20 protein-coding genes are annotated in these 20,217 nt (G+C 64.1%); 18 read left to right on the plus strand and 2 right to left on the minus strand.

The genetic code is table 11. The annotated features are described in order from the left end of the window. The first annotated feature begins 434 nt into the window (after positions 1–434). The 17 genes from API01S_RS04415 to API01S_RS04495 all read left to right on the plus strand — a co-directional run bounded on the left by API01S_RS04415 (position 435) and on the right by API01S_RS04495 (position 16,947). Positions 435–3,350, plus strand: coding sequence for a monovalent cation/H+ antiporter subunit A (locus tag API01S_RS04415; protein ID WP_061303346.1), 2,916 nt, complete (start codon positions 435–437; stop codon positions 3,348–3,350). Further along, positions 3,350–3,694 (plus strand): Na+/H+ antiporter subunit C, encoded by a 345-nt coding sequence (locus tag API01S_RS04420; RefSeq protein WP_006219751.1) that lies wholly within the window; start codon positions 3,350–3,352, stop codon positions 3,692–3,694. Before API01S_RS04415 ends, API01S_RS04420 begins: the two co-directional genes overlap by 1 nt. Continuing rightward, positions 3,691–5,322 (plus strand): monovalent cation/H+ antiporter subunit D, encoded by a 1,632-nt coding sequence (locus API01S_RS04425; RefSeq protein WP_006219750.1) that lies wholly within the window; start codon positions 3,691–3,693, stop codon positions 5,320–5,322. The genes API01S_RS04420 and API01S_RS04425 overlap by 4 nt, the downstream gene beginning before the upstream one ends. Beyond that, complete coding sequence (locus API01S_RS04430) at positions 5,322–5,804, plus strand: Na+/H+ antiporter subunit E (protein WP_006219749.1); 483 nt, start codon at positions 5,322–5,324, stop codon at positions 5,802–5,804. The genes API01S_RS04425 and API01S_RS04430 overlap by 1 nt, the downstream gene beginning before the upstream one ends. Before the next feature lie 2 nt (positions 5,805–5,806). Beyond that, entirely contained in the window at positions 5,807–6,088 is a 282-nt protein-coding gene (locus tag API01S_RS04435; protein ID WP_039883261.1) for a K+/H+ antiporter subunit F, read from the plus strand. Beyond that, the gene (gene mnhG, locus API01S_RS04440) at positions 6,085–6,426 is read left to right on the plus strand and encodes a monovalent cation/H(+) antiporter subunit G (protein ID WP_006219747.1); all 342 of its coding nucleotides are present in this window, start codon (positions 6,085–6,087) and stop codon (positions 6,424–6,426) included. Before API01S_RS04435 ends, mnhG begins: the two co-directional genes overlap by 4 nt. 280 nt (positions 6,427–6,706) lie before the next feature. After that, complete coding sequence (locus API01S_RS04445) at positions 6,707–7,222, plus strand: hypothetical protein (RefSeq protein ID WP_231689478.1); 516 nt, start codon at positions 6,707–6,709, stop codon at positions 7,220–7,222. 158 nt (positions 7,223–7,380) lie between these two features. Beyond that, the gene (locus API01S_RS04450) at positions 7,381–8,229 is read left to right on the plus strand and encodes an HAD family hydrolase (RefSeq protein ID WP_039883260.1); all 849 of its coding nucleotides are present in this window, start codon (positions 7,381–7,383) and stop codon (positions 8,227–8,229) included. A gap of 10 nt (positions 8,230–8,239) precedes the next feature. After that, entirely contained in the window at positions 8,240–8,731 is a 492-nt protein-coding gene (gene tadA, locus API01S_RS04455) for a tRNA adenosine(34) deaminase TadA (RefSeq protein ID WP_050730462.1), read from the plus strand. Next, the gene (locus tag API01S_RS04460; protein ID WP_006219743.1) at positions 8,728–9,720 is read left to right on the plus strand and encodes an LD-carboxypeptidase; all 993 of its coding nucleotides are present in this window, start codon (positions 8,728–8,730) and stop codon (positions 9,718–9,720) included. Before tadA ends, API01S_RS04460 begins: the two co-directional genes overlap by 4 nt. Before the next feature lie 80 nt (positions 9,721–9,800). Further along, positions 9,801–11,405: an ABC-F family ATPase gene (locus tag API01S_RS04465; RefSeq protein ID WP_006219742.1), complete on the plus strand. Its 1,605-nt coding sequence runs from the start codon at positions 9,801–9,803 to the stop codon at positions 11,403–11,405. 151 nt (positions 11,406–11,556) lie between these two features. Continuing rightward, complete coding sequence (locus tag API01S_RS04470) at positions 11,557–12,774, plus strand: MFS transporter (RefSeq protein WP_006219741.1); 1,218 nt, start codon at positions 11,557–11,559, stop codon at positions 12,772–12,774. 120 nt (positions 12,775–12,894) lie between these two features. Next, positions 12,895–13,665 carry an ABC transporter ATP-binding protein gene (locus tag API01S_RS04475; RefSeq protein ID WP_061303348.1) on the plus strand — a complete coding sequence of 257 codons (771 nt, stop codon included), beginning with the start codon at positions 12,895–12,897 and terminating at the stop codon, positions 13,663–13,665. 66 nt (positions 13,666–13,731) lie between these two features. Next, complete coding sequence (locus tag API01S_RS04480) at positions 13,732–14,730, plus strand: ABC transporter substrate-binding protein (protein WP_006219739.1); 999 nt, start codon at positions 13,732–13,734, stop codon at positions 14,728–14,730. Further along, entirely contained in the window at positions 14,727–15,500 is a 774-nt protein-coding gene (locus API01S_RS04485) for an ABC transporter permease (protein ID WP_039883258.1), read from the plus strand. Before API01S_RS04480 ends, API01S_RS04485 begins: the two co-directional genes overlap by 4 nt. Positions 15,501–15,503: 3 nt before the next feature. Beyond that, complete coding sequence (locus tag API01S_RS04490; protein ID WP_061303350.1) at positions 15,504–16,325, plus strand: transporter substrate-binding domain-containing protein; 822 nt, start codon at positions 15,504–15,506, stop codon at positions 16,323–16,325. Between the two features lie 34 nt (positions 16,326–16,359). Beyond that, entirely contained in the window at positions 16,360–16,947 is a 588-nt protein-coding gene (locus API01S_RS04495; protein ID WP_039884203.1) for an IMPACT family protein, read from the plus strand. 64 nt (positions 16,948–17,011) lie between these two features. On the opposite strand, the gene API01S_RS04500 is transcribed toward API01S_RS04495, so the two are convergent. Together API01S_RS04500 and API01S_RS04505 are read right to left on the minus strand one after the other, a co-directional pair. Beyond that, positions 17,012–17,386, minus strand: a complete 375-nt coding sequence (locus API01S_RS04500; RefSeq protein WP_006219735.1) for a thioredoxin family protein — start codon at positions 17,384–17,386, stop codon at positions 17,012–17,014. A gap of 172 nt (positions 17,387–17,558) precedes the next feature. Then, a complete protein-coding gene (locus API01S_RS04505; RefSeq protein ID WP_006219734.1) occupies positions 17,559–18,581 on the minus strand; it encodes an LLM class flavin-dependent oxidoreductase in 1,023 nt (340 codons plus the stop codon). Positions 18,582–18,902: 321 nt separating this feature from the next. On the opposite strand from API01S_RS04505, the gene API01S_RS04510 reads away from it, so the two are divergent. Then, positions 18,903–20,162 (plus strand): hypothetical protein, encoded by a 1,260-nt coding sequence (locus API01S_RS04510; protein WP_061303352.1) that lies wholly within the window; start codon positions 18,903–18,905, stop codon positions 20,160–20,162. Positions 20,163–20,217: the final 55 nt, after the last annotated feature.

The raw sequence follows: 20,217 nt of genomic DNA on the forward strand, positions 1-20,217 counted from the left end.
TAGGGTCAACTCAGGATTCTCCCTGTAGCCACTACAAATTTTTTTCAAATGCTTTGAAGTTGTCCGAGATTGACGACAAATAGGGAAAAAAACCAAGCCTGACAAGAACATGAACGATTTCCCAATCCCGTTCAATGCGCAATCATTGCGCAGTCATCGTGCCGTCATCAGCTGGGTATTTGCATAAATTCCTGCATAACTTACAAGAATCTGATATTTTTCGGGGGAGATTCTTGGCCGGTCTTGCAAGAAAGCTATTGCGTTTGTTTCTGTCTGCGCCGTTCAATGGGGGCGTTTGATTGATGTCCCCGCGGGGCAACGTGTAGTGCAGCGACGCACCGGGCCAGGGTTCCGTCCGTTTTTCAATCCCCGGTCTGTTTCGTCTTTCGCTGCCACGTGCTGGCGGGAGGGGGCCCGGACATTCTCGGAACGCCATGTCGCTGATCCTGATCCTCGCTCTGCCGTTTGCCGGCAGCCTGTGCGCCGCGCTGCTGCCTTCCAACGCCCGCAATGCCGAGGCGTGGTTGGCCGGCCTTATCGCGCTGGCTTGTGTGGTCTTGATTGCCAGCCTCTACCCGCAAGTCGCCAATGGCGGCGTGGTCCGGGCCGACATGCCCTGGGCGCCCGCCCTGGGCTTGCAGTTCACCTTGCGCATGGACGGCTACGCCTGGCTGTTCGCGTTGATCGTCTCGGGCATGGGCGCGCTGGTTGTCCTCTACGCGCGCTACTACATGTCGCCGGAAGACCCCGTTCCGCGTTTCTTCTCATTTTTCCTCGCCTTCATGGCTGCCATGCTGGGCGTGGTGCTGTCCGGCAACCTGATCCAGCTGGTCATGTTCTGGGAAATGACCAGCCTGGCCTCGTTCATGCTGATCGCCTACTGGCACCACCGCCTGGATGCCCGTCGCGGCGCGCGCATGGCGTTGACGGTGACCGGGGCGGGCGGCTTGTGCCTGCTGGCCGGCGTGCTGATCCTGGGCCATATCGTGGGCAGCTACGACATGGACCGCGTGTTGGCGTCCGGCGACCTGGTGCGCGCCGATCCCTGGTATCCGGCCGTGCTGGTGTTGGTGGCGTTGGGCGCGCTGACCAAAAGCGCGCAATTCCCCTTCCATTTCTGGCTGCCCAACGCCATGGCGGCGCCGACGCCGGTGTCCGCCTATCTGCATTCGGCCACCATGGTGAAGGCCGGTGTGTTCCTCCTGGCGCGGTTCTGGCCGGTGCTGGCAGGCACGGACCAATGGTTCTGGATCATCGGCGGAGCAGGGCTGATCACGCTGGTGCTGGGCGCCTACGCGGCCATCTTCCAGCAGGACATGAAGGGCGTGCTGGCGTATTCCACCATCAGCCATCTTGGGTTGATCACGCTGCTGCTGGGCCTGAACAGCGAGCTGGCCCTGGTGGCCGCCATCTTCCATATGATCAACCACGCCACTTTCAAGGCGTCGCTGTTCATGGCGGCGGGGGTGGTGGACCACGAAACCGGTACGCGTGACCTCAGTCGGCTGTCCGGGCTTTACAAGGCCATGCCGATCACCGCCACGTTGGCGATGGTGGCGGCGGCCTCGATGGCGGGCGTGCCGCTCTTGAACGGTTTCCTGTCCAAGGAAATGTTCTTCGCCGAGACGACGTTCGTCAGCGGCGACCGCATCACGCAGATCGGCCTGCCGCTGCTGGCCACGATTGCGGGGGCGTTCAGCGTGGCGTATTCGCTGCGTTTCATTCTTCAGGTGTTCTTCGGCCCCCCGGCGACCGATCTGCCGCGCGCGCCGCACGAGCCCCCTCGCTGGATGCTGTTCCCCAGCGCTTTGCTGGTGTTCATGTGCCTGCTGGTGGGCGTCGCGCCCGGGCTGACGGTAGGCCCGTTCCTGGCGACCGCCGCACAGAGCATCCTGGGTCCGAACATGCCCGAATACAGCCTGGCCGTATGGCACGGCCTGAACCTGCCCCTGGTCATGAGCCTGGTGGCGACCACCGCCGGCGTACTGCTGTACCTGGCCCTGCGCAGGCACCAGCGCGCCAATCCGGGCCGCGTACCGTTCATCTACCGCCTGGACGGCCGGCGCACCTTCGAGGCGCTGCTCGATGGCTCCAGCGTGGCGGCCTCGTGGCTGTTGCGTTGGGTGGCATCGCCGCGCTTGCAGGTGCAGATGCTGCTTATCGTCCTGGGGACCTTGTTCGTGGCCTGGCTGCCGCTGCGCGCGGGGGGCTGGCTGGACGGCACGGGCCGCATGAGCCCGATCGACCCCGCTTTCGCATTGCTCTGGCTGGTGGGCGCCGCCTGCGCGCTGGGCGCGGCCTACCAGGCCAAATACCACCGGCTTGCGTCCCTGGCTTTGGCCGGCGGCGCGGGCTTGATCACCTGCCTGACCTTCGTCTGGTTCTCCGCGCCTGACCTGGCGTTGACCCAGTTGTCGGTGGAAGTCGTGACGGTGGTGCTGTTGTTGCTGGGGCTGCGCTGGCTGCCACGCCGTATCGAGAAGGACGATGAAGAAACCTTCAAGGTCACGCTGCTGGCACGCGGCCGGCGCTTGCGCGATCTGCTGATGGCGGTCGCTGCCGGCACCGGCATGGCGGGGCTGGCGTATGCCGTGCTGGTACGCCCGCAAGGCGACACGATTTCTTCCTTCTTCGTGGACCGCGCATTGCCCGACGGGGGCGGCACCAATGTGGTGAACGTCATCCTGGTGGACTTCCGCGGCTTTGATACCTTTGGCGAAATCACGGTGCTGGGCATCGTGGCGCTGACGGTCTATGCGCTGCTGCGCCGCTTCCGTCCGGCCGCCGAAAGCGCGGACTTGCCGCGTCAGCAGCAAGAGCAGGACGGCGGGGTGCCGCCCGCGCCCGATATCAAGTCGCTGGTGCCCAGCGGTTCGATGATGGTGCCGACCGTGCTGGTGCGTCTGTTGCTGCCCACCGCCGCGCTGATTTCCGTGTATTTCCTGCTGCGTGGCCACAATCAGCCGGGGGGCGGTTTCGTGGGGGGCCTGATCTTTGCCACTGCCGTCATCCTGCAATACATGGTGGGCGGGGTGTATTGGGTGGAGTCGCGCAGCCGCCTGAATCCCCAGAACTGGATCGGTATCGGGCTGCTGGCGGCAGGCATCGCCGCCGTCACCGCATGGCTTGCGTATAAGCCGTTCCTGGCCGCGCTGGCCTGGGACGTGGCGCTGCCACTAATCGGCCACGTACATCTGTCCAGCGTGCTGCTGTTCGACCTGGGCGTGTACATGCTGGTCGTCGGATCGACCGTGCTGGTCCTGGTGGCGCTGGCCCACCAATCGCTGCGCGCACAACGCCGCGCCGCCGCCGAGATGCAGGCGGCCGCCGCACAAACAGGGGAAGCCTGATGGAATTGATTTATGCCGTCGCGATTGGCGTGTTGGCCGGTTCGGGCGTCTGGCTGCTGCTGCGGCCGCGCACCTTCCAGTTCATCATGGGCCTGTCGCTCGTTTCCTACGCGGTGAACCTCTTCATTTTTGGCATGGGCCGGCTTACGTCTGGCCGGCCGCCGGTCGTGGACCCCTCCATGGCGCATGACCCGTCGTGGTACGCCGACCCGCTGCCGCAGGCGCTGGTGCTGACGGCGATCGTGATCGGTTTTGCCACCACCGCGCTTTTCCTGGTTGTTCTGCTGGCCTCGCGTGGCTTGACGGGTACCGACCACGTTGATGGACGGGAGTCCCAATCTTGAGTTTCTGGCTGCAACACCTTCCTGTCCTGCCCATCATCGTTCCGCTGTTTGCGGGAGCGGTCATGCTTTTGCTGGCCGATACCAGCCGCTATGCGCGCGGGACCATCTCCATGTTGGCGACGCTGGCCCAGCTGGCTGCCGCCATCGCCTTGCTGGTGGTGGCCGGCGGCGGCGTGCCCGGCGTCTGGTCGCAGGGCGTGGGCGTCTATCTGGTGGGCGATTGGCCCGCACCCTTCGGCATCGTGCTGGTCGTCGACCGGCTGGCGGCGGTGATGCTGACGCTGACCGCCGTGCTGGGCCTGGCCACGCTGACCTACGCGCTGGCCCGCTGGGACCGCGCCGGCGTGCATTTTCATTCGCTGTTCCAGTTCTTGCTGATGGGCCTGAACGGCGCTTTCCTGACCGGCGACCTGTTCAACCTGTTCGTGTTCTTCGAAGTGCTGCTGGCCGCGTCCTATGGCCTGCTGCTGCATGGCTCCGGCGTGGCGCGCGTCAGCGCGGGCTTGCAATACATCGCCGTGAACCTGGTGGCCTCGTTCCTCTTGTTGATCAGCATTGCGCTGATCTACGGCGTCACCGGCACCCTGAACCTGGCCGACCTGGCTCTGCGCGCCGGCAATCTCACGGGCGCGGAACGCATGCTGTTCGAAGCGGGCGCGGCCATTCTTGGCGTTGCCTTCCTGGTCAAGGCGGGCGCGTGGCCGTTGAACTTCTGGCTGGTCAAGGGGTACGGCTCGGCCAGCGCGCCGATTGCCGCCATGTTCTCCATCATGACCAAGGTGGGCATCTATGCGCTGCTGCGCATCGGCTCGCTGCTATTGCCGTCGGGCGCGCCCGCTGCGTTCAGCCTGGACTGGATGTTCGCGGCCGGCCTGGCCACGCTGCTATTCGGCGCGCTGGGCCTGCTGGCCACTCAGCAGCTGGAAAAGATGGTGTGCTATTGCGTGATCGTCTCGGCCGGCACGCTGCTGACCGCGCTGGGCATGCCGGGCGTGACGCTGACCGGCCCGGCGCTTTTCTACCTCATCAGTTCCGTGCTGACCACCGGCGCGTTCTTCCTGTTGGCTGAACTGATCGAACGCACCCGCAGCTTCGGCGCCAACGTCCTGGCCGTGACGCTGGACGCGTTCGACCTGGATGACCCCACCTCGGTCAATCGATCCGACGACGTGGTGGGCGTGGCGATTCCGGCCGCCATGGCGTTCCTGGGGCTGGCGTTCATCTGCTGCGCCTTGCTGGTGACGGGCTTGCCGCCGCTGTCGGGTTTTGTGGCGAAGTTCTCATTGCTGTCGGCGGCGGTGTCCGCCGCCACGGAATCCGCGCCGCCCATGGATGCGTGGATACTCGTGGCCGCTGTGTTGGTCTCGGGGCTGGCCGGCTTGGTCGGCCTGGGTCGAACCGGCATCCGCGTGTTCTGGGCCAGCGACGATCGCAGCACGCCGCGCCTGCGCGTCATTGAAGCGGGGCCGGTCGCCGTGCTGCTGCTGTTGTGCGTGGGCCTGGCGGCGGGCGCGGGCCCGGTGTCGGCCTATCTGGACGACGCGGCGCGGTCCCTGGATCAACCCAAATCCTATATCGACGCCGTCATGTCCGCTCAGACCGTGCGCGGTCTCAAGGGAGGCAGCTGATGCGCCGCCTTTACTTCCTGTTCCTGCCCGTTTTCCTGTTCGTCCTGTGGTTGGTGCTGAACGAAAGCCTGTCGGCCGGTCAGATCGCGCTGGGCGCGGCGCTGGCTCTCTGGTTCACCTGGGCGGCATCGCGGCTGCGCCCGTTGCACGCGCGGCCACGCCGGCTTTGGAAAGCAGTGCCGCTGTTCCTGCACGTGACCGTGGACATCATCCGGTCCAACCTTGCCGTCGCCAAGCTGATCCTGAAGCCGGGGCGCAATGAGTTTTCGCCCGGCTTCATCATGATCCCGCTGACCATGCGCGACCCCCACGGCCTGGCCATGCTGGCCTGCATCGTGACCTATACGCCGGGCACGGTCTGGGTGGACCTGACCGCCGACCACCGCCTGAAATTGCACGTGCTCGACTTGCAGAACGAACAGCATTGGGTCGACCTGGTGCAGCAGCGCTACGAGCGCCCGTTGATGGAGATGTTTGAATGACGATGAATACCGCACTGTATTGGGCGGCGTCCTTTGCCCTGGTGTGCTTCGCGCTGGGCATGGTGTTTGCCGCCTTGCGCCTGTTGCGGGGCCCCACCGCGCAAGACCGGGTTCTGGCGCTGGACACCCTGTATATCAACGGCATGCTGACGATGCTGGTCTTCGGCATCCGCTCGGGCTCGTCGCTGTATTTCGACATTGCGCTGTTGATCGCGCTGTTCGGCTTTGTCGGGTCCACGGCCATGGCGCGCTTCCTGTTGCGCGGCGAGGTGATCGAGCCATGATGGACGCCACCATTCCGCTGTGGGCAGGCATCCCCGCTTGCATCCTGCTGGTGCTGGGCGGCCTGCTGGCACTGACCGGATCGGCGGGCCTGCTGCGGTTTCGCAGCTTCTACGCCCGCATCCACGCGCCCACGCTGGGCAATACCCTGGGTTGCGCCTGCGTGCTGCTCGCGTCGATCCTGGTTTTTTCGGCGTGGTCCGCGCGGCCCGTGTTCCACGAAGTCATCATCACCTTGCTGCTGGTCGTGTCTTCGCCCGTGACCGCCATGCTGCTGATGCGCGCGGCCACCTATCGGCACCGGCTGACCAAGGCCGATGCCGACCAGGACGCACGCTAACGCTCGTAACAAGCGACACGGCATGTGAACGCCGAATGTCATGCTCCAACACCGCAACCGACGCAACAGGGGCCAACCGCCCCTGTTTTTCTTGGTGTAACGCGTGCAGGGGCGGTCCCTTCAATTTCACGTTGTTGAAACGTAACCTTACGAATGCACGTCGCTCGTCATGAGCCCGGCGCGCCGTCGTGGGATAGTGGTTTCCAACAGGCGGCGAGGCCGTAACCGGACTTCGCCGCTATCGGTTCACCCTCGGTTCAATTCTAGTAAGGAGCTGGCCATGAACGTACGACCCATGCATACGAAACGCCTTGCGGCATCCCTTTGCGCGGCGGGCTTGATGCTGGCCGCCGGAGCGGTCCACGCGGCAGATGCGATCGGCCGCGCTGCCATCCAGTCCCAATACGAGCAGGACGTGGCCAATTGCAAGAGCGGCAAAAGCAATCAGGACCGTGAAACCTGCATGCGCGAAGCCGGCGCGGCGCGCGAAGAGGCCCGCCGTCAGAACCTGAAGGAAGGTTCGTCCGACCAGTACCAGCAGAACATGGTCGACCGCTGCAACCGCCTGCCGGCTGCGTCGCGCCAGGACTGCATGACGCAAATGAGCTCGCCTACCAACGTGCGCGGCAGCGTGCAGGGTGGCGGCGTGCTGCGTGAAACCGTGATCCAGGTGCCGGCCGGTTCGGTCCCGCCCGCGGGTGGCATGCCGCCGCCCAACACCATGCCGCCGAGCGCGCCGGCCCCGGGCATGGCCCCGCCGCCGCCCGCGTCGATGGGCACGCCGATGCGTCAGTAATGCAGGTTCCCGCCACGGCAAGCGCTTTCTAAAGAACGCTTGCCGGGCGGGCAGGGCACGCGCGATGCGGGTTGCTGGCGCAGCCGCCATCACATTCAGGCAAAATGGCGGCTGTTGCGCCTTGCGCGCTTGTCATGCTTCGCCCATCACGCATCCCCATGTCCGACGTCATCGCCCTGATTTTCGACTTCGACGACACGCTGGCTTCGGACAGCACGTCCGGTTTCCTGGAAAGCATAGGCGTGGATACGGCTTCGTTCTGGAAAGACGAAGTTGACCCCTTGCTCTCCAAGCAAGACTGGGACCCGGTACCCGCCTATCTGTACAAGATGATCCAGCTGTCGCAGGCCGGCACGCACGGTCTGATCACGCAGCAGCGCCTGAAAGAGTGGGGCGCGCGCCTGGATTTGCACGACGGCGTGCCCACCTTGTTCCAGCGATTGCGCGCGGCGGTGCGGGCCGAACAGCCGCAGGTGCAGCTGGAGTTCTACCTGATTTCCAGCGGCATCGGCGACGTGGTCCGTTCCACCCCCATTGCGCACGAATTCACTGAAATCTGGGCCTCCGAATTCGTCTATGGCGAGGACGGCGGCATCACGTTTCCGCGCCGCATCGTCAGCTTCACCGACAAGACGCGCTACCTGTTCCACATCCAGAAAGGCATCATCGGCCGCGACTTTCGCAACAAGCCCTTCGAGGTCAACCGCAAGGTTCCCGAAGACCGCCTGCGCGTCCCGTTCGACCAGATGGTGTTCGTGGGCGACGGCTATACCGATATCCCGTGCTTTTCGCTGATCCGACGCGCCGGCGGTTTCGCCTTCGGCGTCTGGGATCCCAAGCACCGCGACAAGCGCAGCCGCGCCTGGGGCTTCATTGAAGAAGGCCGCGTGTCCAATTTGAACCAGGCGCGCTACGACGAACAGGCCGAGCTCTACCAATGGCTTGAAGAAGCCGTGACCAGCCTGGCCGGCCGCATCGCGCTGAAATCGCGGGTGTACCGTGGTTGACGCCGGTTCGCTGGCGGCGGTGCCTGCCTGGACCGCCGAAGACGCGCGTTACATCGAGCTGGCGCTGCAAGAAGCGCAGGCCGCCTACGAGATCGGCGAAGTGCCCGTCGGCGCGCTGGTGGTCTCTGCCCAGGGCGAGATCCTGGGGCGCGGCTATAACCGCACCATCATCGACCACGACCCCACCGCGCATGCCGAAATCGTCGCCCTGCGCAACGCGGCGCGGCGGCTGGAAAACTACCGTTTGCCCGGCATCACCGTGTACGTCACGCTGGAACCCTGCGTCATGTGCATCGGCGCCATGCTGCATGCGCGTCTGGCGCGCGTGGTCTTCGGCGCCTACGACCCCAAGACCGGCGCTTGCGGCAGCGTGCTGGACGTGGGCTCGGTGCCCAAACTCAACCATCACACTTCAGTCACCGGCGGCGTGCTGGCGGAACCTTGCGGCGACCTGCTGCGCCGGTTCTTCCGCGAACGCCGCGCCAAGGAATCCATCGCATGAGCACCCCCAAATCCGGCCATGATCACTCCCTCGCCTGCGGCGAGGATTGCGGTCACGACCATAGCCATGACCACGACCATGGCCATGCCATGCCGGACGCCCGCGGCATCTACCTGATCTCGCCGTCATCGGCCGTGCGCGACCCGGCCACCGTCGAGCTGGCGCGTGAGCGCTTGCAGCAGCAGGGCTTCAAGACGGCGCTGGACCGTACCGCCTATGCGGTGCACCAGCGCTTTGCCGGCACCGACGCCCAACGCGCCGCCAGCCTGGTCCGCGCCACCAAGCAGAAGCTGCCCATCGTCATGGTGACGCGCGGCGGCTACGGCATGGGGCGGCTGCTGGACCAGATCGACTGGACGGCCATGGCCGACAGCGGCAAGCGCTTTGTCGGCATGAGCGACTTCACGGCGTTCAACCTGGCGCTGCTGGCCAAGACTGGCGCGGTCAGCTACACCGGCGCGACCGCCGTGGCGGACTTTGGCGGCAAGAAGGTCGACGACCTGACCGAGGCGCTGTTCGGTGAAATCATGCGGGGCGAGCTGGAAATCCTCAGCTTCGAAACGCAAGACGCCGACCCCGTCGACGCGCGCGGCATCCTGTGGGGCGGCAACCTGGCCATGTTGACTTCGCTGGTGGGTACGCCGTACCTGCCCAAGGTGCGCGGCGGCATCCTGTTCCTGGAAGACGTAGCCGAACATCCTTACCGCGTCGAACGCATGCTGATCCAGCTGGCGCAGGCCGGCGTGCTGGCCCGGCAAAAGGCCATCGTGCTGGGTCGCTTCACCGACTACAAGCTGGCGCCGCACGACCAGGGCTACGATCTGCACGAAGTGGTGGCGTGGCTGCGCAAGACCGTCAAGGTGCCCGTCATCACGGGGCTGCCGTATGGCCATGTGGCGACCAAGGCGACGCTGCCCATCGGACAGAAGGTGGGTATCGCCACCGAGAAGGGGCTGGCGCATCTGGTGCTGGACGAACACCAGCACTGATCCGGGCAGGCGAGCGCCCGTTTGCTACACTATCGGGTTTCCTCGCATGCGTCTTCGGGCGCCTACAGACTCAAAATACCGTGATATCCACAGCCAATCTCACCATCCAGTTCGGTCCCAAGCCCCTTTTCGAGAACGTCAGCGTCAAGTTCGGAGAAGGCAACCGGTACGGGCTGATCGGGGCCAATGGGTCCGGTAAGTCGACGTTCATGAAGATCATCGGCGGCGATCTGGAAGCGTCCGGCGGCAACGTGTCGCTGGAACCGGGTGTGCGCCTGGGCAAGCTGCGCCAGGATCAGTTCGCATTCGAAGATCTGCGCGTGCTGGACGTCGTCATGATGGGCCACACCGAAATGTGGGCCGCCATGTCCGAGCGCGACGCGATCTACGCGAACCCGGAAGCCACCGAAGACGACTACATGCGCGCGGCCGATCTTGAAGCCAAGTTCGCCGAATACGACGGCTACACCGCCGAAGCGCGCGCCGGGGAATTGCTGCTGGGCCTGGAAATCGCCGTGGACCAGCACAACCTGCCGATGCGCGAAGTGGCGCCGGGCTGGAAGCTGCGCGTGCTGCTGGCGCAGGCGCTGTTCTCCAATCCCGACGTCCTGCTGCTGGACGAACCCACCAACAACCTGGATATCAACACCATCCGCTGGTTGGAAAACGTGCTCAACAGCTACCAGAGCACGATGATCATCATCAGCCATGACCGCCACTTCCTGAACCAGGTGTGCACGCACATGGCCGACGTGGACTACGGTGAAATCCGCATCTATGCGGGCAACTACGACGACTACATGCTGGCGTCCACCCAGGCGCGCGAACGCCTGGTGTCCAACAATGCCAAGGCCAAGGAACGCGTCGCCGAACTGCAAGACTTCGTGCGCCGCTTTGCCGCCAACAAGTCGAAGTCGCGCCAGGCCACCTCGCGCCTGAAGCAGATCGACCGCATCAAGGCGGACCAGGTCGTCGTCAAGCCGTCGTCGCGCCAGAACCCGTACATCCGCTTCGAGCAGAACAAGGTCATGCACCGCTTGGCCGTCACGGTCGAGAACCTGACCAAGGCCTACGACGCGCCGGTCATCACCAATTTCTCGGCCATGGTCGACGCGGGCGAAAAGATCGCCATCATCGGCGCCAACGGCGTGGGTAAAACCACCTTGCTGCGTCTGCTGGCCACCGAATTGCAGCCGGATTCGGGCTCGGTGAAATGGTCCGACAACGCTGATCTGGGCTACATGGCCCAGGACGTGTCCGATCAATTCCTGCAAACCGACATCAACCTGCTGGACTGGATGGGCGACCACCGCCAGCCGGGCGACGACGATCAGTCGATCCGTTCCGTGCTGGGCCGTCTGCTGTTCTCGGCAGACGACCTGCCCAAGGCGCCCAAGGTGCTGTCGGGCGGCGAAAAGAACCGCATGACCTTCGGCCGCCTGATGCTGGGCCGGCACAACGTCATGCTGCTGGACGAACCCACCAACCACCTGGACATGGAGTCGATCGAATCGCTTCAGTTCGCGCTGGAAAAGTACGAAGGCACGCTGGTGTTCGTGTCCCATGACCGCGAATTCGTGTCCGGCCTGGCCACCCGCGTGATCGAAATCCTGCCCTCCGGCGAGATCATCGACTACCGCGGCGGCTACGAAGACTACCTGGAATCGCGCGGCATCGAAGCCTGATAGACGCAGGCATCACACCACGCGGCACGGCGCGTCCTTCGGGGCGCGCCGTGTTGCTTTCAGCCACGCCCATGTTCAGCAAGCTGCAATTATGGTTGCGCTATCATCGGGTTTACCCTGATCCGTTCGGCCAGGCATCTTCCTCAGTTCAATGTCCCGCACACCGCATACCACGCCTGATGGCGCGCCCATCAGCACGTTCGCGCTGACCTCGCGCATCGTCGCCATCGCCTTCTTCACCTTCATCTGCTACCTGGCCATCGGCTTGCCGCTGGCGGTGTTGCCCGGCTACGTCCACGACAAGCTGGGCTATGGAACGGTGCTGGCCGGTCTGGCCATCAGCGTGCAATACGTGGCGACCCTGCTCAGTCGCTCGCACGCGGGCCGCATGGCCGATACGGTGGGCCCCAAGCAGACGGTCGTCATCGGCATGGCGGCGTGCGCGGCCAGCGGCGTCTTTCTCTTGCTGGCCTATGCCTTCGAACGCAGCGCATGGTTGAGCCTGTCGGCCATCATTGTCAGCCGCCTGGCGCTGGGCTTTGGCGAAAGCTGGGTGGGCACGGGGTCGGCCACGTGGGCCATCGCGAGGGTAGGGCCGCTGCATACGGCGCGCGTGATTTCGTGGAACGGCATCTGCACCTATGGCGGGCTGGCGTTGGGCGCGCCGTTGGGCGTGACGCTTGAACGCGAATGGAGCATGGGCGCGCTGGGCGGCGCGGTGCTGCTCTTGGGCCTGGCCGGGTTGGGGCTGGCCGTCAGCCGCGCGGCGGTCGCCATCGTGGGCGGCCATCGGATGGCGTTCAAGAGCGTGGTGCTGCGTGTATTTCCGCACGGCATGGCGTTGGGCTTGGGCTCGGTGGGATTCGGCACCTTGGCGGCCTTCGTGGCGCTGTACTACACAAGCATGTCCTGGGAAGGCGCGGCTCACGCCCTGAGCGCGTTCGGGTGTGCGTTCATCGGCGTGCGGCTGCTGTTCGCCGGCACCATCACGCGCTTTGGCGGCTTTCGCGTGGCGCAGGTGTCATTCCTGGTGGAAGCGGCGGGGCTGTTGTTGCTGTGGCTTGCGCCCAACCCCACTGCCGCGTTGCTGGGCGCGGCGTTGACCGGCTGCGGCTTTGCGCTGGTCTTTCCCGCCATCGGCGTCGAAGCGGTGGCCCGGGTGCCGGCAGGCAGCCGGGGCGCGGCGCTGGGGGCGTACTCGGCGTTCCTGGATCTGGCACTGGGCGTGACCGGCCCGGTCGCCGGCTATATCTCCAGCGGCTACGGCTATCCGTCCATCTTCCTGTCGGCCGCGCTGGCAGTGGTGATCGGGTTTGTGATTGCGTTCGGGCTGCAACGCCACGCGAGCGCCCAGGCAGGCGCGCATTAGCATCGCCGGCCGGCCTTATATAACTCGCAGCTTTAAAGACATTCAATATTGATCGTTTGAGTTCATATAACGAATTGTTAGATTGGGGCCTCGTTTCCACGCGCGCCCACGATTCGTTCCATGAACCTGACCTTCGATTACGTCCACAAGCACTTTGGCGACCTACCCGTCGTGGAAGGCTTCACCAGCGAATTCAAGACGGGTGAACTCGTCGCACTGGTCGGGCCGTCCGGCTGCGGCAAGTCCACGCTGCTGCATCTGGCGGCGGGGCTGGAAAAGCCCACGCAGGGCAGCGTCCTGGCCGACGGCAAGCCCGTCGCCGGCCCGCACCCCAGCCGCACGCTCGTCTTCCAGGAACACGCGCTGTATCCGTGGCTGACGCTCGAAGACAACGTGGCGTTGGCCCTGGAATTTCAAAACGTTCCCAAGAAGCGCGCCCGCGAGGCGGCCCGCCAGTGGCTGGACCGCGTCAGCCTGGGCGGCTTCGAACACTATTTTCCGCATCAGGTCTCGGGTGGCATGCGGCAACGCGCCGCGTTGGCCCGCGCCTTTATCGCGCAACCCCAGACGATGCTGATGGACGAGCCCTTTGGCGCGCTCGACGCGTTGACGCGCCTGAGCCTGCAAGACGTGCTGCGCCAATTGATCGCCCAGGAAAAGCCCACCGTGCTGCTGGTTACGCATGATGTGGACGAAGCCTTGTTCCTGGCCGACCGCATCGTCGTCTTCAGCCCGCGCCCGGCTCGCGTGCTGCGCGAATTCAACCTGGCGCATCGGACCAAAACGCACGATCTGTCGGATCTGGCCGCTGAAAAGCGCGAGATCCTGCGCCTGCTGGGCATCGCGGTGGACGGCACGCAAGCGCATGCCGACATGGCGCTGGCCGCCTGATCCCTATCCTGTCTCTCGTGGCGGCGCCCGGCGCGCCGTGACCTTGAATTCCCTGGAGCTTGACTCATGAAATTGAAGCAATGGCTGTCCCTGCCGCTCGCGGCGGCGCTGCTGGCCGCGGCCCCCGCAATGGCCGCCGAAAAATTCCGCGTGGGCTACCTGCGTGTCATGGACGACGCGCAAGCCATCGTGGCGCAAGAGGGCGGGTTCTATAAGAACGCGGGCCTGGATTCGGAACTGATCGAGTTCAAATCCGGCACCGACCTCATCAAGGCGATCGTCGGCGGGCAGTTGGACATCGGCGTGCTGGGCTTCACCAACGCGGTTGCGTGGGCCTCCAAGGGCGCCGACCTGAAAGTGGTGGGCGGCGCGCAACAGGGCTATCACTCGTTGATCGTGCGCGACGATTCCGGCATCAAGGACATCGCGGGCCTCAAGGGCAAGACGCTGGCCTCGCAGGCCGAAGGCAGCACGGCGGACGTCGTGTTGAAGGGCGTGGTGCTCAAGCAGGGCAACCTGAGCGCCGACGACGTCAACGTCATGGGCGTCAGCCCGGCTGTTGCCGTGCAATCGCTGGTGGGCAAGCGCGTCGACGCGGCTTTCCTGTTCGAACCCTATGACCGCATCGCGCAGTTGGTGGCGCCGGTCAAGCAGATCTACGAAGTGGGCCAGGCCTGGCCGTTCCCGTGCATGGTGGTGATCACCTCCGGCGAGACGCTGGCCAAGCGCAAGGACGACGTCTGGAAGGCGCTGGACGCGCAGAATCAGGCCATCACGCTGCTGCAAAAAGAGCCGGCGCAGGCCTCCAAGCTGATCGCCTCGTACTTCATCGCCGAGCCCACGCTCAAGACCCTGTCGCGTGGCGAGCTGCCGCGCGAAACCGTCATCGCCGAAGCCATCAGCACGCAGGTGTTCACGCCCAAGCTCACGCCCAAGGACACCGCGCGCATGCAGGAAATTGCCGACATCCTGCAAGCCCAGGGTTCGCTGAAAACGCGCGACGGCAAGCCGTACGACGTGTCCAGCATTGTTGATCTGTCCTGGCAAGAGGCGCGCAAACTTTGAGCTCGTCTACCCGAGTGACCGGCGCCCGCAAGCATTTCGCGGGCGTTTTGGGCGTCCTGTTCATTCTGTTGTTGTGGCAACTGGCGGCGTTCGCCTTGCCTGATTTCCTGATGCCGGGCGTGCCGGCAGTGGTTGAGCGCCTGTTCGAGGACCTGGGCAAGCAATCGTTCCATCAAAGCCTGATGGGCACGCTGGGCCGGCTCGGGGCAGGCTACGGGCTGGCGCTGGCGGCCGGCATCGGCTTCGGGCTGGTGGCCGCCGTGCTGTTCTTCTTCCGGGAAGTGCTGCGCAGCGCCATCGTCATCCTGCAATCGATTCCGTCCATCGCATGGGTGCCGCTGTTCCTGATCGTGATGGGCTTTGGCAACACGCCCATCATCGTGGTGGTTGCGCTGTCGGCGTTCTTCCCGGCCGCGCTCAGCGTCATGAACGCCACTGAATCCGTGCAACGCGTCCACGTTTCGGCTGCGCGCGTCATGGGCGCGACTCGCTGGGGGCTGGTCAAGCGGGTGTACCTGCCCGCCGTCATGCCGGAGCTGATCACCGGGGCGCAGTTGGCCTTCGGCAATGCTTGGCGCGCGCTGATTTCGGCCGAAATGCTGATCGGCTTCGGCAAGGGCCTGGGCCGGTCGCTGGCGTACTCGGGCGAGATCGCGGACATGACGGGCGTGATGACCAACATCCTCGTCATCGCCGTGTTGGCCGCGCTGATCGATCAGTTCGTGCTTGAAAACCTGAAGCACCGCCTGCTGCGTTATCAGTACGTCTAGATCATGCGTGCGCCCTTGAAATTGCCCGGTCTGCTTGCCTTCGCCGCCTGCGCGCTGCTTACCGGCCTGAGCGCGGCGCATGCCGATCCTGCGGGTTTCGCCGCTGCCCGGGCGCGCGGGGAATTGGTCGTGGGTGTGCCGTACCTGGCGCCGCCGCCGGTTGCCGGCGCCAAGATCCGCACGCCCGACGGCTTGGACGCCAACATGGCGGAAAAGCTGGGCGCCAGCCTCGGCTTGCCGGTGCGCTTGCGGCAGGTCAGGGCGGAAGAGGCTGGCGAGTTGCTGTCGGCCGGTCAGGTGGACGTGGTGCTGGCCGATGCCGCCAACGGCCAGCCGGCCACGGTTGCCGTGCAGCCCACGGGTTACAGCACGCGCCCCAAGGCGGTGATACGTAGCGATACGCGCCTGCGCAAGCCCGCAGACGTGCAGGGCCGCAGCGTCTGCATGGCAGAGGCCGACACCGACGCGCGCGCGCTGGCAGCAGCCTGGGGCGCCGTTGTACGTACTTACCGAGTGCCTTCCGATGCGCTGGTTGCGGTGCGCGAAGGCGCTTGCGATGTCGGGCTGGTGGACGACGCCGTCTGGGAACCCTTGGTGCGTTTTCCCGAATGGAAGAAATTCTCTGCAACGCTGCCGGCCGATGGAGCCAAGCGCGAACAGGTGTGGCTGTTGCCGGCCTCGGATGCCGCTGGCCGCGCCTGGCTGGCCGGGGAAATGCAGGCCTGGAGCCAATCGGGGGCCTGGAAAGCGATGACCTCGAAATGGGCTCGCGATGTGGCCTTCGACGTGTATCTGGATCAGGAAGTGCCCGACTGCCACGGTTAGCGCAGGCGCAGGTCCAGCACTTACAATGCCGGCCATGACGCACACGTTGACCGCTCCTTGCTCGTATCAGGAAGACATCAAGAAAAGCCGCTTTGTCGCGTATGCCGCCCCGGTCACCACCGTGAGCGAGGCGATGCAGTTCTTTGCCGAGCGCAGCGACCCCGAAGCCACCCACAATTGCTGGGCCTACCGAATCGGCCAGGAATATCGGTTCAACGACGATGGCGAACCGGGCGGCACTGCCGGCCGTCCCATTCTGCAAGCCATCGAAGGGCAGGACATGGACCGCGTGGCGGTGCTGGTGGTGCGCTGGTACGGAGGCATCAAGCTGGGCGCGGGCGGGCTGGTGCGTGCCTATGGCGGCTGCGCGGCGAACTGCCTGCGTTTGGCGCAGCGGACCGAAATCGTGGACCTTGCCACAGTCACGTGCGCGTGCGGCTTCGCGGAATTGGCGCTGCTCAAATCGCGTCTGGCCCAAGCCGGAGCGGTGGTGCAGCAGGAAGACTTCAATGAAGAGGGCGTGTCGCTGCGCTTTGTCGTGCCGCGCAGCGCGATAAGTGACCTGGAAGTCACGGTCGCCAACATCACGCGCGGACGTTCGGCGTGGGAGCTGCTGTCCTGAACCCTGGGTTCATGCGCGCCACCCGGCCGCAATGGAAAGGGGCCCGATGTCGGGCCCCTGTTGTTTACGCGTTCTGGCTGTCTTGCGCCGCGGCGATTTCCTGATGGACCTTTTCCATGTCCACTTCCTTGATCTTGGCCAGCAGCTCATTGAGCTGCCCGCCCGACAAGGCGCCGGGTTGCGAAAACAGCAGGACTTTCTCACGGAAGACCATCAGCGTGGGAATCGAGCGGATTCCCAGCGCGCCGGCCAATTCCTGCTCGACGTCGGTGTTCACCTTGGCGAACGTGACGTCCGTGTGCTCGGTCGCGGCTTGCTCGAAAACTGGAGCGAAGCCACGGCACGGGCCGCACCACGGAGCCCAGAAGTCGACGATCAGGGTACCGTCAGGCGTGATGGCGTCCTGGAAGCTTTCTTTGGTGAGTTCAACAATACTCATTTTGGATCCTTGCCGCGGAGCGCGGCGCAAAAAGTCGGTGTCGAGATCCGGGGTGTGCCCGCCCCGGCCTGAATCGGCGACGCTTTATGTGCCACGCGCTCTTGCGTAATAGTAGAGCGGGCGATGGCAGCGTCGCAATGGTTGGCGCTGTGGAGAGCGCATTCAGCGGTGCTTAGACCGCAGTTTTTGTAGAGACGCCGGCATCGTTTTTCAACGACGCCACGATCTCGAAAGAGCGCAGGCGATCGGCGATATCGAAGAAGTCGGACACGATCATGACTTCGTCGGCCTCGGTTTCGGCCACCAGGGCTTCCAGCCGCCGCTTGACGGTGTCCGGCCCGCCCACGATGGAAGCGCCCAATCTTTGATTGACAGCCTCACGTTCCCATTCGTTCCACAAACCATCCATGCTTTCTACCGGCGGCTGCAATTGCAGGCGGTGACCACGCACCAAAGAGAGGAATTTAAGCTGTTGAGTCGTGGCCTGATGGCGGGCAGCCTCGTCCGTTTCGGCCGCCACGACCGGCACGCCGATCATGGCGTAGGGGCGCGACAGCGTGGCCGACGGCTTGAAAAGGTGCCGGTACAGGCGCATGGCGGCCATGCCCTCGGGCGAAAAATGCCCGGCGAACGAGAACGGCAACCCGAGTTCGGCGGCAAGCCGAGCGCTGAAATCGCTGGAGCCCAGCAGCCAGATCGGAATGTCCAGGCCTTCGCCGGGAATGGCGCGCACCGGCTGGCCCGGCCGGGACGGCGCCAGAAAGCCACGCAGTTCTTCCACCAGCGCCGGAAATTCCAGGCCGCTGCGCGGGCCACGGCGCAGCGCGTGCTGCGTGGCGCCGTCGCTGCCGGGCGCGCGGCCCAGGCCCAGGTCGATCCGTCCCGGGTACAGCGTTTCCAACGTGCCGAACTGCTCGGCGATGATCAGCGGCGCATGGTTGGGCAGCATGATGCCCCCCGAGCCGACGCGCAACGTGCTGGTGTGGCTGGCGACGTGGCCGATCAGGACCGCCGTCGCGCTGGACGCGACCCCGTTGATGTTGTGGTGCTCGGCCAGCCAGAAACGGTTGTAGCCCAGCCGCTCGACATGCTGGGCCACGGCGACGGTATTACGGAACGCGTCCGCGGCATCGCGGCCTTGAACAATCGGGGCCAGGTCCAGGACGGAAAAGGGAATGCGGGCGAGGGCGCTCATGCGGACATCCCCCCATCAAAGTCATGACAGGACGGCAACGCAGAGGCATAGCGGGTAAGGCGCAAGGTGAACTCCATACGGGATACATGGGGAGTGTATCGGCGAATTCAACCGCGACTGGCAGCAACCTTGACGGTGGGCGGGTTGTAACGGCAGTCGATTGCCGACGGGTACCCGCGTGATTTCTTCATAGGAATACGATTTTTTCGGGTCCGCCATTATTCAATGGCGGCCCATGCTACTTTGCCGCCCAAGCACGAGATACCGGCTTGTTTAATCGAACATGCCGTATTGCGAACCCTCTGTTTCTCAGGAAGAAAAGTGAATTACTGGGAAGTGATCCGCCAATCCCTGATTATTTCGGGATCACGGCTGGTTGCCTTGTCCATGGTGACGCTGGATCTCATGATTCTGGGCCGGTTGGCGTTGGACGAGACCGCCGACTTTGCGCTTGCGGTTCAGTTTTCACAAATCTATGTTGTGCTGGCCCTTGGCCTGACAGTGGGCGTGAACATTGCCTTCAACCTCAGAAAATCCCATTCAAGAACTGTGGCCAGATCTGTTGCGGGTTACGCGGTATTCACCGGGTTTCTGCTGTTTCTGATGTCGCTAGTGATGGGCTTTTCCGTGACGATGTTGAAAAACGCTCAATTAAGCTATTTTGTGCTGGCGCTCGGCATTGTTCCGACAACCCTGTACATCGCGCTATGCGCAATGATCGAAGCGTCCGGAGGGGCGAGTTGGGTGTTCAAGCTGACGATTGGCGCTGCCATCGCAAACGCTGCCCTCGATTTGGCTCTCGTTCATCTCGGCCTCTGCTCTCCTGCCGTGGCGGTCGCCTTAGCGACGACGATAGTCAGGCTGCTGCTCCTGGGTTTCGTGATCTACGGCTGCTTGCGCATCTATCGAATTTCGATTGCCCCAATCTACGACGGCGTGGAATGGAAGGACCTGTTCAGCTATGGCCGAACGGAAGCCCTGGTCGGGTTGATTTTCACCGGCGGCGTGTCGTTTCTGTTCGCCTATGCGAATGCGCGCGGTAATGACGCCGCGTTGGCCCTATTGGCCATCGGCGTAAATTTCTTGAACATTGCCTCTGTCATCTACCTCGGGATGACTCGCGCCGTAGCTAACGTTGCTTCCGCGCTGACCCACAGGATCTCCACCGATTTGAAGGGCCTGGCGATTTTCGGGCTTGCTTACGTTCTCAGCACTACTGCGGTCTTGTACGCAGCGTCCCCTGTGCTCTCGTGGCTTTATCTAGGAACCGTTTCGCCAGAGCTGCTTGCTATCTTCGTCATTGCGATTTGGGTTGTGGCTTTCGACGGGGCGGCCATGTTGTTCATTACCCTGCTTAGATTGCTCGATTGGCGGGCGGGGCCGCCAATGCTTCGGCTTGCGCTGATTGTCATCGGTGTGCCCCTGGCCATGGTCTGGTTTGACCCCTTGGCAATGCAACCCGTTTTCGCTGGTTTGCTGATGGGCAATATTGTCGCGGCGCTGCTTGCGGGCATGCTGCTGTTGTACGCTGCCCGGCAGAGGGCGCGGAAGGATCTCCACACCGTGGCGGATCACCAATAAAAAAGCCGCCCCGGTAACTGTTGGGGCGGCTTGTCGCGTTACGTCCGATGGATGT

This window comes from Achromobacter piechaudii NBRC 102461 (genome assembly GCF_001571245.1).
GTDB classification, from domain to species: Bacteria; Pseudomonadota; Gammaproteobacteria; order Burkholderiales; family Burkholderiaceae_B; genus Achromobacter; species Achromobacter piechaudii.

What these genes read in the sequence shown, in the direction of transcription:
- API01S_RS04415 (WP_061303346.1), top strand. Translation starts at nt 435, where the DNA reads ATGTCGCTGATCCTGATCCTCGCTCTGCCGTTTGCCGGCAGCCTGTGC.
- API01S_RS04420 (WP_006219751.1), top strand. Translation starts at nt 3,350, where the DNA reads ATGGAATTGATTTATGCCGTCGCGATTGGCGTGTTGGCCGGTTCGGGC.
- API01S_RS04430 (WP_006219749.1), top strand. Translation starts at nt 5,322, where the DNA reads ATGCGCCGCCTTTACTTCCTGTTCCTGCCCGTTTTCCTGTTCGTCCTG.
- API01S_RS04435 (WP_039883261.1), top strand. Translation starts at nt 5,807, where the DNA reads ATGAATACCGCACTGTATTGGGCGGCGTCCTTTGCCCTGGTGTGCTTC.
- mnhG (WP_006219747.1), top strand. Translation starts at nt 6,085, where the DNA reads ATGATGGACGCCACCATTCCGCTGTGGGCAGGCATCCCCGCTTGCATC.
- API01S_RS04445 (WP_231689478.1), top strand. Translation starts at nt 6,707, where the DNA reads ATGAACGTACGACCCATGCATACGAAACGCCTTGCGGCATCCCTTTGC.
- API01S_RS04450 (WP_039883260.1), top strand. Translation starts at nt 7,381, where the DNA reads ATGTCCGACGTCATCGCCCTGATTTTCGACTTCGACGACACGCTGGCT.
- API01S_RS04460 (WP_006219743.1), top strand. Translation starts at nt 8,728, where the DNA reads ATGAGCACCCCCAAATCCGGCCATGATCACTCCCTCGCCTGCGGCGAG.
- API01S_RS04470 (WP_006219741.1), top strand. Translation starts at nt 11,557, where the DNA reads ATGTCCCGCACACCGCATACCACGCCTGATGGCGCGCCCATCAGCACG.
- API01S_RS04475 (WP_061303348.1), top strand. Translation starts at nt 12,895, where the DNA reads ATGAACCTGACCTTCGATTACGTCCACAAGCACTTTGGCGACCTACCC.
- API01S_RS04480 (WP_006219739.1), top strand. Translation starts at nt 13,732, where the DNA reads ATGAAATTGAAGCAATGGCTGTCCCTGCCGCTCGCGGCGGCGCTGCTG.
- API01S_RS04490 (WP_061303350.1), top strand. Translation starts at nt 15,504, where the DNA reads ATGCGTGCGCCCTTGAAATTGCCCGGTCTGCTTGCCTTCGCCGCCTGC.
- API01S_RS04495 (WP_039884203.1), top strand. Translation starts at nt 16,360, where the DNA reads ATGACGCACACGTTGACCGCTCCTTGCTCGTATCAGGAAGACATCAAG.
- API01S_RS04500 (WP_006219735.1), bottom strand. Translation starts at nt 17,386, where the DNA reads ATGAGTATTGTTGAACTCACCAAAGAAAGCTTCCAGGACGCCATCACG.
- API01S_RS04505 (WP_006219734.1), bottom strand. Translation starts at nt 18,581, where the DNA reads ATGAGCGCCCTCGCCCGCATTCCCTTTTCCGTCCTGGACCTGGCCCCG.